The 13,461-nt window shown below is 40.4% G+C and carries 17 protein-coding genes; 8 read left to right on the top strand and 9 right to left on the bottom strand.

Annotation, left to right across the window (positions count from 1 at the left end; genetic code table 11):
- Nucleotides 1-699, bottom strand: a complete 699-nt coding sequence (gene radC / locus D2V08_RS03775; RefSeq protein WP_119606764.1) for a RadC family protein — start codon at nucleotides 697-699, stop codon at nucleotides 1-3.
- A gap of 54 nt (nucleotides 700-753) precedes the next feature.
- Here radC and D2V08_RS03770 point away from each other — a divergent pair, with 54 nt between their 5' ends.
- Nucleotides 754-1,206, top strand: coding sequence for a DUF1569 domain-containing protein (locus D2V08_RS03770; RefSeq protein WP_119606763.1), 453 nt, complete (start codon nucleotides 754-756; stop codon nucleotides 1,204-1,206).
- 19 nt (nucleotides 1,207-1,225) lie between these two features.
- Here D2V08_RS03770 and D2V08_RS17640 read toward each other — a convergent pair whose 3' ends face one another.
- Both D2V08_RS17640 and D2V08_RS03765 read right to left on the bottom strand, forming a co-directional pair.
- Nucleotides 1,226-1,357, bottom strand: a complete 132-nt coding sequence (locus D2V08_RS17640; protein ID WP_262696692.1) for a hypothetical protein — start codon at nucleotides 1,355-1,357, stop codon at nucleotides 1,226-1,228.
- 126 nt (nucleotides 1,358-1,483) lie between these two features.
- Complete coding sequence (locus D2V08_RS03765; RefSeq protein ID WP_119606762.1) at nucleotides 1,484-2,377, bottom strand: Mur ligase domain-containing protein; 894 nt, start codon at nucleotides 2,375-2,377, stop codon at nucleotides 1,484-1,486.
- Between the two features lie 96 nt (nucleotides 2,378-2,473).
- On the opposite strand from D2V08_RS03765, the gene D2V08_RS03760 reads away from it, so the two are divergent.
- The 3 genes from D2V08_RS03760 to D2V08_RS03750 all read left to right on the top strand — a co-directional run bounded on the left by D2V08_RS03760 (nucleotide 2,474) and on the right by D2V08_RS03750 (nucleotide 4,045).
- Entirely contained in the window at nucleotides 2,474-2,785 is a 312-nt protein-coding gene (locus D2V08_RS03760; protein ID WP_119606761.1) for a cupin domain-containing protein, read from the top strand.
- A 3-nt stretch (nucleotides 2,786-2,788) separates the two neighbouring features.
- Nucleotides 2,789-3,574 carry an SDR family oxidoreductase gene (locus tag D2V08_RS03755; protein ID WP_119606760.1) on the top strand — a complete coding sequence of 262 codons (786 nt, stop codon included), beginning with the start codon at nucleotides 2,789-2,791 and terminating at the stop codon, nucleotides 3,572-3,574.
- Between the two features lie 93 nt (nucleotides 3,575-3,667).
- Entirely contained in the window at nucleotides 3,668-4,045 is a 378-nt protein-coding gene (locus D2V08_RS03750) for a DoxX family membrane protein (RefSeq protein ID WP_119606759.1), read from the top strand.
- Between the two features lie 132 nt (nucleotides 4,046-4,177).
- Here D2V08_RS03750 and D2V08_RS03745 read toward each other — a convergent pair whose 3' ends face one another.
- From D2V08_RS03745 to D2V08_RS03720, 6 genes are all read right to left on the bottom strand, one after another.
- Nucleotides 4,178-4,903, bottom strand: a complete 726-nt coding sequence (locus D2V08_RS03745; RefSeq protein ID WP_119606758.1) for a LytR/AlgR family response regulator transcription factor — start codon at nucleotides 4,901-4,903, stop codon at nucleotides 4,178-4,180.
- Nucleotides 4,900-5,958 (bottom strand): sensor histidine kinase, encoded by a 1,059-nt coding sequence (locus D2V08_RS03740; RefSeq protein ID WP_119606757.1) that lies wholly within the window; start codon nucleotides 5,956-5,958, stop codon nucleotides 4,900-4,902. Before D2V08_RS03740 ends, D2V08_RS03745 begins: the two co-directional genes overlap by 4 nt.
- 55 nt (nucleotides 5,959-6,013) lie before the next feature.
- A complete protein-coding gene (locus D2V08_RS03735; protein WP_119606756.1) occupies nucleotides 6,014-6,223 on the bottom strand; it encodes a hypothetical protein in 210 nt (69 codons plus the stop codon).
- Between the two features lie 236 nt (nucleotides 6,224-6,459).
- Entirely contained in the window at nucleotides 6,460-6,984 is a 525-nt protein-coding gene (locus D2V08_RS03730; RefSeq protein ID WP_119606755.1) for a DUF4136 domain-containing protein, read from the bottom strand.
- A gap of 64 nt (nucleotides 6,985-7,048) precedes the next feature.
- Entirely contained in the window at nucleotides 7,049-8,050 is a 1,002-nt protein-coding gene (gene obgE / locus D2V08_RS03725) for a GTPase ObgE (RefSeq protein ID WP_119606754.1), read from the bottom strand.
- 34 nt (nucleotides 8,051-8,084) lie between these two features.
- Nucleotides 8,085-9,191 carry an adenylate kinase gene (locus D2V08_RS03720; protein ID WP_119606874.1) on the bottom strand — a complete coding sequence of 369 codons (1,107 nt, stop codon included), beginning with the start codon at nucleotides 9,189-9,191 and terminating at the stop codon, nucleotides 8,085-8,087.
- Between the two features lie 117 nt (nucleotides 9,192-9,308).
- On the opposite strand from D2V08_RS03720, the gene D2V08_RS03715 reads away from it, so the two are divergent.
- The 4 genes from D2V08_RS03715 to D2V08_RS03700 are packed head-to-tail and all read left to right on the top strand — an operon-like array spanning nucleotide 9,309 to nucleotide 13,402.
- A complete protein-coding gene (locus tag D2V08_RS03715) occupies nucleotides 9,309-10,463 on the top strand; it encodes a 5-(carboxyamino)imidazole ribonucleotide synthase (RefSeq protein WP_119606753.1) in 1,155 nt (384 codons plus the stop codon).
- 3 nt (nucleotides 10,464-10,466) lie between these two features.
- Entirely contained in the window at nucleotides 10,467-10,958 is a 492-nt protein-coding gene (gene purE, locus D2V08_RS03710; protein WP_119606752.1) for a 5-(carboxyamino)imidazole ribonucleotide mutase, read from the top strand.
- An 18-nt stretch (nucleotides 10,959-10,976) separates the two neighbouring features.
- A complete protein-coding gene (locus D2V08_RS03705; protein WP_119606751.1) occupies nucleotides 10,977-11,369 on the top strand; it encodes a hypothetical protein in 393 nt (130 codons plus the stop codon).
- A gap of 5 nt (nucleotides 11,370-11,374) precedes the next feature.
- The gene (locus D2V08_RS03700) at nucleotides 11,375-13,402 is read left to right on the top strand and encodes a M3 family metallopeptidase (protein ID WP_119606750.1); all 2,028 of its coding nucleotides are present in this window, start codon (nucleotides 11,375-11,377) and stop codon (nucleotides 13,400-13,402) included.
- Nucleotides 13,403-13,461: the final 59 nt, after the last annotated feature.

Raw genomic sequence — 13,461 nt, 5'->3', positions numbered from 1 at the left:
CTAGAGTGTTCCTTTATCCGCAAAACTTAAATATTGATGACGGGCCAAAATCAAATGGTCCAGAATTTTGATATCCAACGCTTCTGAAGCCACATTCAATTTTTCGGTTATTTGCTTATCGGCAGTACTTGGCTGCCATGTTCCGGAGGGATGGTTATGAGCAAGAATAATCCCTATGGCACCTAACTCCAAAGCTTGTTTCAACACCAATCCAACATCCACTAAAGTACCTGTAATACCCCCTTTGCTCAACTGTGCCTTATGGACCACCTTATTGGAATTGTTCAGATAAACAATCCAAAACTCTTCTTGCTGTAGCTCACCTATCAAAGGATAAAGCAATTCAAAAACATCGTGGCTACTTTTTATTTTTATGATTTTTGAGGTATCCTCCATCCTTCTGCGCCTGCCCATTTCCAGAGCAGCCGCAATGGTTACAGCCTTTGCCTCTCCAGTTCCTTTGAACCGCATCAACTGGTTGACAGAGAGATTGCCAAGTTCGTTCAAATTATGGTTAACGGAGGCCAATAGGCGCTTGGAAAGTTCCACGGCACTCTCATCACGGCTTCCTGAACCGATTAAAATGGCAATCAGCTCGGCATCTGATAGTACAAAACTGCCCTTTTGCACCAATTTCTCTTTGGGCCTGTCATCATCGGCCCAGTTTTTAATGGAAAAAGAAGCTAGTTTTTCTTGCATGGGCTAAAGATAGGAGAATAATTTTATGTATTTTTCATGATAAATCATTTCAAAATGAAATCCCTTTTCAACACTGAGGCCCATGAAGAGATTTTATCTCGCATCGACAAACTTTCTGATTCATCAGAAGGTCAATGGGGGAAAATGAAGGTAGCCCAAATGCTTCACCATTGTCAATATCCCATAAAAATTTCTCTAGGAAGATACAATCCCAACAATAAGCCCAACTTAATGTTGAAGTTGATGGGCAAACTGTTTAAAAAAAGCCTTTACAACGATAAGCCTTGGCGGCAAAATTTACCAACTGCCAAAGCACTGAAAGTGGTGGAGGACAAAAATTTTGTTGACGAGAAAGAGGTGTTGATTGGTTTAATCAATGACTTTCACAAAGAAAAAAATAGAAAAACCTGGGACCCTCACCCTGCATTTGGCTCCTTTACCCACGAGCAGTGGGGACAAATGCAATACAAGCATTTGGACCATCATTTAAGGCAGTTCAATGTTTGATTTTGTTTAATGCTTCGGATTAGAATTGATCATCTTCATCTTCTACCTCATGCTGTTCTAGATTCTTTCTAGAATCATTTATCATTCTATCTTCTTGTAGAAACACATTGGAAATTCCCAACATAAATGCCAAAAATGCAACGGAAATCAATCGCTTGAGTCTAAAGAAGCAAAAATATAGGAGACGTTTCACCCATATTATCAAGCAATTACCGTTCCCTGAAAATTCACTGACAAAATTACATTTTGTCTGCTACTAATCTTTAAAGTTGAACTGCTATTGGTAAGTGGCCATGGCCTCATAGAACTCAACCTCATCAACACCCATTTGCTGACATATCCATTTGGCACCTGCCATATTCCTTAAACTTGTGGCTCCTGAAATTTCCAAAGGCAATTCACCATCGGGTGTATCCAAGAACACTTCTCCATCCGCTTCTTGGTATTGTGGAGTCACATAAGGGAACTTTCTGATTGGATTTTCTGATGATTCCACGAGTTTCTTCACTTCTGCGTCCTCATCATTATAGGTAATACTACCTCCCTTCACAATACTATCCACAAAAACACTGTATTGTTCGGTATAGCTTTCAATATTTGAATAATTTCCATTGTCCGTAAACTCAATATCGCTCAACAAAGCTATGTTTGGTTGATATAATTGAAACTGTGGGGTTGTATCGATCATAGATGAAGGATTGTCTCCTCCCCCAATAACAATAAAATCATTTTCCTTGGTAAGCCGGACTCCGTTTGGAGTTGCCAATGCATAATCTACGTCAACATCATTGTATTCCAAAACATGTAAAATCATTGAAGTAACCATGGCCCTGTTCTGACTACCTGCGACTACAACCCTAGTTTTATATTGGGTTTGTTGGTACAGAAATTCTGGAAAGGAAAAGATGCTTAAACCCAGTTCTTGGGCCTTAATCAACTCTGGATTATCTTTTTTTACTTTTGACCCTACTACCACAGCATCCAATTGCGCATGGATTTTGTTGGAAGACCACCCTTTGCCATCGGATAATAATCCCTGTTGCTCCATCATTGTCTTGAGTGATTCATCAAATACATCATCACTACCGGTAACAGTTTCCCCTTTTTTATGTAGAGCGGCAGCCAAATTAAACAGATTGACTTCTCCTAAACCTATAAAATGTACCCGCATCAGTTCAATTTTAGGGTTCAAAAATAGCCAAAGCGGTTACCATTCCAAACCCAAAGCTTTATATTAATTTCTATCTTGGTGCTAAATTTGAAAACAATGAATCTATCAGAAATCGAACCAAAGGAAATAATGCCGGGCTACCATGGAAAATTGGTTCATGGCAAACGTATGAGCTGGGTGTTTTGGGATGTGGATCAAGATGCCGAAGTACCTGAACACCAACACGACCACGAACAGATAATGCATGTAGTGGAGGGCACTTTTGAATTTACACTAAACGGAAAAAAAGATACCTATAAACCGGGAGATGTTGTAATAATCCCATCCAATGCTCCACATAGTGGCAAGGCCTTGACCCCTTGTAAATTGATGGATATTTTTAGTCCCACTAGAGACGAATACCGTTAATCCATGGAGATATCACTAAAAGGAAAAAACGCCCTGGTTGGCGGCAGCAGTAAAGGAATCGGTGAGGCCATTGCACGACAACTGGCCGAAAGTGGTGCCAATGTGACCATAATGGCCAGAAGCGAAACACGTTTGAAAAAACTGACTGATGAAATGGACAGCTCCCAAGGACAAAAACACCAATATCTAACCGTTGATTTCACCAACTTTGATGCCTACAAAGCAAAAATATCTGAGTTTTTTAGTTCCAATACCGTAGATATTTTGGTGAATAACACCCAGGGGCCCGAAGGTGGTGGCGCATTGGAAAAAAATGTGGAGGACTATCAAAATGCTTTCGACCTACTTTTCAAATCTGTTGTTTTTACTACCGAGCTTGCCTTAAAACATATGCAAGAAAACAAATGGGGCCGAATTATTAATATCGCTTCTATTTCAGTGAAGGAACCCTTGAATTATTTGGCGCTCTCCAATACCATAAGGGCTGCGGTGGTTACCTGGGCCAAAAGTTTGGCTTATGATGTGGCCAAAGATGGCATAACCGTAAACAGTACCCTAACCGGTTATTTTGACACGGACCGTATTGCTCAATTAAATTCAAAAAAAGCTGAAAAACTGGGAATCTCCCCAAGCGAGGTTCGCTCCAATATGGAAGAACAAGTACCCGTAAAACGTATTGGCGACCCTAAAGAATATGGTTATTTGGTGACGTTTTTAGCTTCGGACAAAGCAGCTTTCATAACTGGGACCAATATTCCGATTGATGGCGGCTTGTTGAAATCTCTTTAAAAAACTGATTCACAATAAATTAAAACACTTAAAAAATTACCACATGTTTAATTTTTGAATACATTTATTGTATAATCATTAAAATAATGCCTTATGAATTCAAAAATTTTTATGATGGTTCGTATCCTTTTAGGGCTTTTTGTCCTAATATTTGGACTAAACAAGTTTTTAAATTTTATCCCAGCGGGAGGTGAAATGTCGGAGCCAGCGATGACATACTTTGGCGCACTTTCATCTACAAGCACAATTCAACTTGTAGCCATTGTTGAGATTTTGGCCGGGCTCGCCTTTATCTTTAATAAGTATGGCGCTTTGCTGGCGCTAATTTTGATGAGTGTTTCCGTCAACGCAGTTTTATTTCACGCCACATTGGATGCTGCAAACATAGGACCAGCTTTAGCTATGCTTATTTTGAACATTGTGGTCTTGATCGGATACAAGGATAGGTACAAAGACATATTGCGGGCATAGACCAAAAAAGGTAGCTTTCTGTCAATTCGAGCGGAGTCGAAAATGTATTGGTCGTCTCTGATGGTATGAAGGTTTCGACTGCGCTCAACCTAACAAGACTCAGATTTAATTACTTTTTAGACCTTTTCTTTTTTATAAACTCATACGGTCTTTAAAAATGTAGGATTGTCGGCGGGAAACCTCAACTTCTTCCCCATTTTTCATGGTGAGCTTTAATTTCCCATTGAACCAGGGCACTACGTTTTCTATGTAATTGGTATTAATGATTTGTTGTCGATTGGCCCTAAAAAAAGAATCCTCGGGCAACTTTCCCTCTACTTGGTTGAGCGATTTATACAGCATAGGTTTCTTGTCCTCAAAAAATACGCGGGTATAATTACCCACGATTTCGAACAAAGAAATATCACCAATCTTAACCAACCAACAGGATTCACCATCCTTTATAAATATCTGACTACTGTACGTTAATTTTTTTTCAGTCGATGAGCCATCTCCCTTCGACGCCATTTTGGAGCGCACCTTTTCCAGGGCCATATCAAAGCGTTTATTGCTTACAGGTTTAAGCAGGTAGTCCAATGCGTTGTACTCGAACGATTTTATAGCATACTCATCGTACGCCGTAGTAAAAACGGTAATGGGGACATCGTCCAACATTTCCAATAGGTCAAAGCCATCCTTTTCGGGCATGTTGATATCGAGCAATAACAAATCAGGAGATTCCGATTGAATCAATTCAACCCCGTCGTCCACATTACCAGCTTCACCCACCAGCTCCAAATCATCATGAAGTTTGATGAGCTCTTTCAGCTCATTCCTCGCCAATCTGGAGTCTTCAACTATCACCGCTCTAATTTTCATGCCAAGGGAATTTTTATTTGTGCCAGCACCTCATCGGATATTTCCTCCAATTTAAAGGATGCACGCTCAGCATACAACAATTTTAGCCTTTGCTCAATATTTTTTAATCCCAACTGCGTAGAATCCTCGGAAATCTTCAGCTTTCCTGTATTTTTCACTTCGATAAAAAGGTCATCATCCTTCTTGAAGATGGCCAAAAGAATTCGTCCTCCATTTTTAAGGTTGGAAATACCATGTTTTACTGCGTTTTCAATAAGTAATTGAATCACCATTGGAGGTATTCTTAAATCCAACGTATCATCGCTTACTTGCTTTACAAACTCAAGACGATCTTCAAATTGAATCTTTGACAAATCGATATAATTATCCACCACTTCCAATTCTTCATGAACCGGAATGTCGTTGATGTTGTTTTTGGTTAGGGAATATCGAATAATTTCAGAAAGTTTAGTGAGCATCTCTCTTGATTTATCCACATCTTCCAGCATTAGTCCACGAATATTGTTGAGGCTATTGAACATAAAATGTGGATTAATCTGCCCCTTTAAGGTATTCAACTGGGCCTGCTTAAGAGTGGTGTTCAATTCCAAGCGCTCTATCCTATTCTGATTCAGTTTCAAGAGCAATTTAATCACCAAATACGTGATTACCCATGCCCCGACCAAGAAGACAGAGTTCAACACCTGAACCATAATTTTGTCGTACCCCTCGAACATGTGCATTTCAGCCTCGGTGAGTTCCGGGCCAAACTTTACATAGATGTATCCAAAAAAGACATTCAAAAGGCCGAATATCAAAGAAGCCAACAATGTGGACACAATAATTTTGATGACCTCTTTGCCTCCAAAGGAATCAAAATGCACGTTTCTTTTAAGGTACCAACGTAATATGGAGGTAGAAAATACTCCTATAAAAATCCCAACGATGACCGAAAAAATGGTCATCTCTAAACTTATATTCTGAGGTATCAAAGCTGCTATGGAGTTGATAAAACCCCAACCAAGCAATTGAAGAACCCAAAATGCAATATTTCTTTTCCTTGAACTTAACTCCATTATGTTGAGCGTGAATTGCCCAAATTTACATTAAACTTTAACGGTATAAACTATACTAAGATTTTTGGGCTTCTTTTCTCCTAAAGGGATTGTAACAAGATTTTTTTTGTGGCAAAAAGACAATCCACATCATGGTTGAACCTGTATAGAAAAACGGAAAGTAATCCATATATTCCCATGCATTGAATCTACCGTAGATTCCTATTAGAACACCAAGGACACCCATGGCAAATATTACTTTTTGTTTCGTGTTCAGTTTTCTCATATTGATGAATTTTTTATTCGTTTAAACGGATTATAAAATAATACTTACTAAAAGTGAAATGATGAATTTTGCTAGTGCTATCATGACTGTTCGGTTTTAGATTTTAATTCCTATGCTAAAGTAATGGACAACACTTGTCTTATAAAGTGATTTATGACAAGTGGTAATTTGGCCCAACCGAACGGTAAAAGCAGTTTCTTTTTAAACAAGAAAACCTAATAGACTGATTTTGAACTTTATTTTGCTTTTGGCGGAAATTGTGAAAACACCTTTTTCACCAAAGCCCGTAGTTGATTTTCCTTTACACTGGGTGATGCATTCTCGCGGAACCCACTCTCTGCCACAGCTTGCCAAACAAGGGCGTCTCGCTGCGCATCGACTAAATCAAATTGGATACTGCGCTGCAAGTTGGGACCGCCTATGGGCAATCCTACGGAAATGCCTCCACCAACATTACGTCCACCACCCCCAATGCCAACACCAACATTATTTCTTGGAGCACTTCTGTACTCATCACTCATAATATTGATGAAGAGCTCTGGTTCTTCGGCCAATCGGTAACCTCGAGATTTCAACGTTGAATCCAAAGCTCGAAGCAGACGTCTTTCATCCAACTGATTTAAACCAGATTCCATGTCGGAAAAATAATTGTAGGTAGAGTAACTTGAAAAGTCCACCCCCTTATCGTAGTCATAATTTACCTTGACGGAACTACAAGACGTTAGGATAAAAACCAACACTATGGAAAGTAAATAGCGCATGATGGATATTTGGGTTCACCTAAATTTAATCAATATATTGATTAGGTAGGTAGGAGAATGCCCATTATTCGTTCAACAACTGCCAAAGTCTATCTTTAAGTTGCTGTATTCCCAACCCGCTCACCGATGATATAAAGGTATAGGGGACATCCTTAAAATCCTCTTTCATATCCGCATCCATTTCCTCTATAAGCTCTTGGTCCAACATATCACATTTAGAGATAGCTACAAGTCTTGCCTTGTCCAACAGCTCTGGGTTGTATCGTCTCAGCTCATCCAACAGGATTTGATATTCCTGACTGATATCCTTACTATCGGCGGGAATCAAAAATACGAGCGTAGCATTTCGTTCTATGTGACGTAGAAAATAATGCCCCAATCCCTTGCCTTCCGCAGCACCTTCAATAATCCCGGGAATATCGGCCATTACAAAACTTTGAAAGTCCCGATATTCCACTATGCCCAAATTGGGCTTTAGGGTAGTAAACTCATAATTGGCAATTTTTGGCTTAGCCGAGGTCATTACCGAAAGCAACGTGGATTTTCCTGCATTTGGAAAACCTACAAGGCCCACATCGGCCAAAACCTTAAGCTCCAAGGTCAGGTGTCCCTCTTGCCCCTTTATTCCCGGCTGTGCATACCTTGGGGTTTGGTTCGTGGAACTTTTAAAATGCCAGTTTCCAAGACCTCCCATTCCACCTTCCAATACAATTTTTTCTTCACCATCTTCGGTGATTTCAAAAAGTATCTCATTGGTTTCGGTATCTCGAATCACAGTACCCAAGGGTACTTCCATATAAACATCCTCGCCATCGGCCCCTGTGCTACGGCTTTTACTTCCGTGCTCTCCGTGACCGGCCTTAAAGTGCTTTTTAAATTTGAAATGGACCAGCGTCCATAAGTTTTTGTTCCCCTTCACAATAACATGACCTCCGCGACCACCATCACCACCATCGGGACCACCTTTCGCCACATATTTCTCGCGACGTAAATGCGCAGAACCTTTACCTCCGTTTCCGGAAGAAATGTGCACTTTTACGTAATCAACAAAATTGCCTTCGGTCATATTCTAATTTAAAAAAGTATGTATCGGGAATCAATTATAGAGCGTCGATCACCTTGCTCAAACGCTCGGTAATCTCTTCAATCTCCCCGATTCCATTTACGGAGTGGAATTTTCCTTGTTTTTCGTAGTAGGCTTTTAAAGGAGCTGTTTTTTGATTGTACTCATCAAAACGGTTACGAATCTTGCTTTCATCTTGATCATCGGAACGGCCACTACTTTTACCTCTTTCCAATAGACGGGACACTAAAATATCATCTTCAGCTTCAAGTGCAATGGTAGCATTTACCTTCATATCCTTGGATTCCAAGAAATTGTCCAATGCTTCTGCTTGCGCCGCAGTTCGTGGAAATCCGTCAAAAATAAAACCTGCTGCATCTGGGTTTTTTTCCACCTCAGCCTTAAGCATGTCAATAGTTACCTCATCGGGCACCAAATCACCTTTATCAATATAGGATTTGGCCAACTTTCCAAGTCCGGTTCCATTTTTAATATTGTAGCGGAAAACATCTCCCGTAGAAATGTGTTTCAAATTATACTTTTCCTTTAGGAACCCTGCTTGGGTACCTTTTCCTGCTCCTGGCTTTCCAAAAAGCACTAGGTTGATCATATCTGTTTGATTTAATTCGTAAACTTCTCTAAGATTTCGGCCGAGCTCGTTATAATCCAGCCCATAGCCCACAATAAAATGGTCGGGGATCTCCAGCCCTACATAATCAATGGAGTATTCACCGTTGTACACATCGGATTTATAAAAAAGTGTTCCGATCTTAAATTCTTTTACATTAGTATTGGAGAACAAATGCACCAATTGCTTCAAGGTGCGGCCGGTATCCACCACATCTTCCAAAATAATGACACTCTTGCCCTCGATATCTTCTGGCACATCCAAAAGCGTCTCAACAATCCCTGTTGAAGTCAAACCTTGATAAGAGCTCAATCTCACAAAAGAGACTTCGCACGGATGCTGGTATGCTTTAAGAAAATCCGCCACGAACATAAAAGCTCCATTGAGCACACCAACAAATAAAGGCGTTTCATCCTTATAATCTTCAGCAATCTCCTTGGCCATTTTATCTATGGCCGCAAGGATTTCATCTTCCTTTAAATATGGTTTAAAAATCTTGTCGTGGAGCTTAATCAATGTGTTCAAGTTATGGTCAGGTTGGCAAAGATAATATTTTTAAAGCTGCTAAGCCCTCACATCTTTTATAGCCTCGTGGATTTCATGTATTTTTGTTCAAATTCAATTTACAAATCAATGCAATTTTTCTCTTCCGATTTTAAGTTAGGAATTTTAGGTGGTGGGCAATTGGGCAAAATGATGCTCTACGAAACCAGAAAATGGGATATCCAAACCAAAGTAATGGATGCTTCGGAGGAAGCGCCTTGTAAAATAGCATGCAACGAGTTTGTTCAAGGCAGTTTGATGGATTTTGATACCGTTCATGATTTCGGAAAAGATGTGGACGTGCTCACAATCGAAATTGAAAACGTGAACGTGGATGCCCTTGAAAAATTGGAACATGAGGGAGTTCAAGTATATCCCCCGACAAAAACTTTGCGGACCATTCAAAACAAAGGGGTCCAGAAATTATTCTATACCGATCACGATATTCCAACGGCACCGTTTACACGATTTGCCTATACTTCCGAAATCAAAGATAGTATACGTAACGGAGGGCTTTCACTACCTTTTGTTTGGAAGAGCGCTCAATTTGGTTACGATGGTCAAGGCGTCAAAGTCGTCCGCAAGATCGAGGACCTCAAAGACTTGCCCAATGTGGAGTGCATTGCGGAAAAAATGATTGATTTTAAAAATGAATTGGCGGTAGTTGTAGCACGGAACACCAAAGGTGAAGTAAAAACCTATCCTGTGGTGGAGATGGAATTCCATCCGGAGGCCAATCAAGTAGAATATGTAATCTGCCCCGCAAGAATTGATGATACCGTGGCCAAAAAGGCCCAAGAAATTGCCTTGAAGGTTTCAGAACATATGAAACATGTAGGATTGCTGGCCGTAGAAATGTTCCAGACCAAAGACGACAGAATTTTGGTGAACGAATCAGCCCCGAGACCACACAATAGTGGACATTACAGCATTGAAGCAGCCTATACCAACCAGTTTGAGCAACATATCCGCGCCATTTTAGGCTTGCCCCTTGGCAAAACCGATAGTAAAGTGGCTGGAATAATGGTTAACTTGGTGGGTGCCGAAGGCCATACTGGTGAGGTAGTTTATGAAAACATGGAAAAAATACTGGGAATGGATGGGGTTACCCCGCACATTTACGGTAAAAAACAAACAAGACCTTTCCGTAAAATGGGCCACGTAACCATTGTTGATGAAAACATGGCCAGGGCCCGAGAAGTGGCTCAGCAGGTAAAAGAAACCATTAAAGTGATAAGTAAATAAGATATGAGCAAAGTAGCCGTAATCATGGGAAGTACAAGCGACCTTCCCGTTATGCAAGAAGCCATTGATATATTGAAAGAATTGGGCGTTGATGTGGATGTGGATATTGTTTCCGCCCACAGAACACCTGAAAAATTGTTCAGCTTTAGCAAGAGTGCCCACACCAATGGCTATTCCGCCATTATTGCAGGAGCAGGTGGCGCAGCACATCTACCAGGCATGGTGGCATCGTTATCGCCCCTACCCGTTATCGGAGTTCCGGTAAAAAGTAGCAACTCCATTGATGGTTGGGATTCAGTATTGTCCATTTTACAAATGCCCGGTGGGGTTCCTGTAGCCACCGTAGCTTTGAACGGTGCAAAAAATGCCGGTATACTCGCTGCACAAATAATAGGAAGCTCCAATCGTGAAATTATGGACAACATTATTTCTTATAAAGAAGGGCTTAAGGAAAAAGTCATTAAAGGTGCAGAAGAAGTAAAGAAAACATTCTAACGCAAACTTTGTCCACTCATGAACTACAATCAAATTGGCATATTATTGGGGATTTTTGCCATTGCCTTTTTTGGATTTACGGTAAAAAAAGTGAGCAACCCTTATCTAAAAGGGATTTGGAATAGTGCCATTTTGGTTTTCACCATGTATGCCGCCCTCTTAATTTATATTGAAATACGATGGCAATTTATTTCGGACTATGCCGGTAAATTTGATTTGAATGGAAATGGCTTTGTGGACCTCAACGAGTATTCTGAAGAGGCCATCAAGGCTATGAACCGGAGAACCTATGGAGCAAACATTAGATTATATGCACCGCTGACCATGGCCGTATTTTCCTCCATTATTGGTTTTGCCTATTTATTGAGTGATTGGACCGTAACACGTTTTAAAAACAAAGAACAGAAGTAAAAAGTATGAGCAATCCACTTTTGGAGCCTTTTAATCAAGCTCCATTTTCAAAAATAAAAAACGAACATTTTAAACCTGCCTTTCTTCAAGCTATTGAGGACACCAAAAAGGAAATCGATGCTATTGTACATAACCCGGAGCCACCGACTTTTAAAAATACGTTGGAAGCTTTGGATTTTTCCGGACAACAATTGGACCGTATCTCCAGTGTTTTTTTCAACTTGAATTCTGCGGAGACCAATGAGGAAATTCAGAAAATCGCCCAAGAAGTATCCCCCCTTTTGTCAGAGTTCAGCAATGACATCACTCTGAACCAAGGGCTTTTTGAGCGTATCAAAACTGTTTATGAACAACGAGATTTGTTGGATTTGACAAAAGAACAGCAGACACTTCTGGAGAAGAAATACAAGAACTTTAGTAGAAACGGGGCTAACCTTAATGAAGAGGATAAAAAACGTCTTCGTGAAATAGATGCAGAACTGTCCAAATTAAAATTGACATTTGGCGAAAATGTTCTGGCCGAGACAAACAAATATGAAATGTTGCTCACGGACGAAAAAGATATAGAAGGACTTCCTGAGGGAGTCAAAGAAGCTGCAGCCCAATTGGCCGAATCCAAAGGCAAAGAGGGTTGGTTGATCACTTTGGATTATCCGAGCTATATCCCGTTTATGAAATACGCAAAGAACAGGGAATTGCGCAAGGAGCTTTCTTTGGCATTTGGTAGCAAAGGATTCCACAATGATGAGCTGGACAATCAAGCAAATGTAAAACGTATAGTGAACCTTCGCTTTGAACGGGCCAATCTTTTGGGCTATAAGACCCATGCACATTTTGTACTCGAAGAACGCATGGCCGAAACTCCGGAAAAAGTACTGGATTTTTTAAGCGAACTATTGGAAAAAGCAAAACCAGCTGCAGAAAGAGAGTTTGCGGAACTGGAAGGCTTTGCCAAAGAACTCGATGGGATTGACCACTTGGAAAAATGGGACAGCGCTTATTATTCAGAAAAATTGAAGCAAAAGCTGTTCAATTTGGACGATGAAAAGTTGAAGCCCTATTTCAAACTGGAAAATGTGATCAGTGGGGTGTTCAAAGTTGCAGAAAAGTTATTCGGACTTACGTTTAAAGAAATTGACCATGTGGACAAATACCACGAAGAAGTAAAAACCTTTGAAGTGTATGAAAATGATAACTTCATATCCTTGTTTTATGCCGATTTCCACCCTAGACCCGGAAAACGTGGTGGCGCTTGGATGACCTCCTTTAAACCACAATATACCTTGGGTGGAAAAAACAGTAGACCACATATTTCCAATGTGTGCAATTTTACAAAACCTACCAGCTCAAAACCATCCTTATTAACGTTTAATGAGGTAACCACACTATTCCACGAATTTGGGCACGCCTTGCACGGGATGTTGGCCAACACTACCTATCCAAGCTTATCTGGCACCTCTGTGTATTGGGATTTTGTAGAGCTTCCAAGTCAAGTGATGGAGAACTGGTGCTACGAAAAAGAGGCCTTGGAGCTTTTTGCCCATCATTATGAAACCGGTGAATTGATTCCTATGGAATTAGTAGAGAAAATCAAGGAGTCTGCCACTTTTCAAGAAGGTATGGCTACTGTCCGCCAATTAAGTTTTGGAATATTGGACATGGCTTGGCACGGAAAAGACCCGTCAAATATAGAAGATGTAAAAGCCTATGAGGCCAAGGCTTTTGAGAGCACCAATTTGTTCCCAGAAACACCGGAAACTTGCATGAGCACATCTTTCGCCCATATTTTTCAAGGTGGGTATTCTTCCGGATACTACAGTTATAAATGGGCCGAGGTTTTAGATGCGGACGCCTTTGCCCATTTTAAGGAAAATGGAATATTCAGCAAAATGGTAGCGGACAAATTCAAGGAGCATGTGCTATCCAAAGGTGGTACCGAAAATCCTATGGAACTGTACAAACGATTTAGAGGTGCAGAGCCAAACATTGATGCCTTGTTAGAGCGTGCAGGACTTGTTGAGACCAACAATTAAATTCCGTAATATCCTAAAAAACAGTTAATATAGCGAGTTTACTGTTAGCATATTATCAG

The organism is Flagellimonas lutimaris, assembly GCF_003581615.1.
Lineage (GTDB): Bacteria > Bacteroidota > Bacteroidia > Flavobacteriales > Flavobacteriaceae > Flagellimonas > Flagellimonas lutimaris.
This window is presented reverse-complemented; position numbering and strand designations above follow the sequence as displayed.

Bases quoted from the DNA above. Each gene is read 5' to 3' on its own strand.
- radC (WP_119606764.1), bottom strand. From the start codon at position 699: ATGCAAGAAAAACTAGCTTCTTTTTCCATTAAAAACTGGGCCGATGAT.
- D2V08_RS03770 (WP_119606763.1), top strand. From the start codon at position 754: ATGAAATCCCTTTTCAACACTGAGGCCCATGAAGAGATTTTATCTCGC.
- D2V08_RS03765 (WP_119606762.1), bottom strand. From the start codon at position 2,377: ATGCGGGTACATTTTATAGGTTTAGGAGAAGTCAATCTGTTTAATTTG.
- D2V08_RS03760 (WP_119606761.1), top strand. From the start codon at position 2,474: ATGAATCTATCAGAAATCGAACCAAAGGAAATAATGCCGGGCTACCAT.
- D2V08_RS03755 (WP_119606760.1), top strand. From the start codon at position 2,789: ATGGAGATATCACTAAAAGGAAAAAACGCCCTGGTTGGCGGCAGCAGT.
- D2V08_RS03750 (WP_119606759.1), top strand. From the start codon at position 3,668: ATGAATTCAAAAATTTTTATGATGGTTCGTATCCTTTTAGGGCTTTTT.
- D2V08_RS03745 (WP_119606758.1), bottom strand. From the start codon at position 4,903: ATGAAAATTAGAGCGGTGATAGTTGAAGACTCCAGATTGGCGAGGAAT.
- D2V08_RS03740 (WP_119606757.1), bottom strand. From the start codon at position 5,958: ATGGAGTTAAGTTCAAGGAAAAGAAATATTGCATTTTGGGTTCTTCAA.
- D2V08_RS03735 (WP_119606756.1), bottom strand. From the start codon at position 6,223: ATGAGAAAACTGAACACGAAACAAAAAGTAATATTTGCCATGGGTGTC.
- D2V08_RS03730 (WP_119606755.1), bottom strand. From the start codon at position 6,984: ATGCGCTATTTACTTTCCATAGTGTTGGTTTTTATCCTAACGTCTTGT.
- obgE (WP_119606754.1), bottom strand. From the start codon at position 8,050: ATGACCGAAGGCAATTTTGTTGATTACGTAAAAGTGCACATTTCTTCC.
- D2V08_RS03715 (WP_119606753.1), top strand. From the start codon at position 9,309: ATGCAATTTTTCTCTTCCGATTTTAAGTTAGGAATTTTAGGTGGTGGG.
- purE (WP_119606752.1), top strand. From the start codon at position 10,467: ATGAGCAAAGTAGCCGTAATCATGGGAAGTACAAGCGACCTTCCCGTT.
- D2V08_RS03705 (WP_119606751.1), top strand. From the start codon at position 10,977: ATGAACTACAATCAAATTGGCATATTATTGGGGATTTTTGCCATTGCC.
- D2V08_RS03700 (WP_119606750.1), top strand. From the start codon at position 11,375: ATGAGCAATCCACTTTTGGAGCCTTTTAATCAAGCTCCATTTTCAAAA.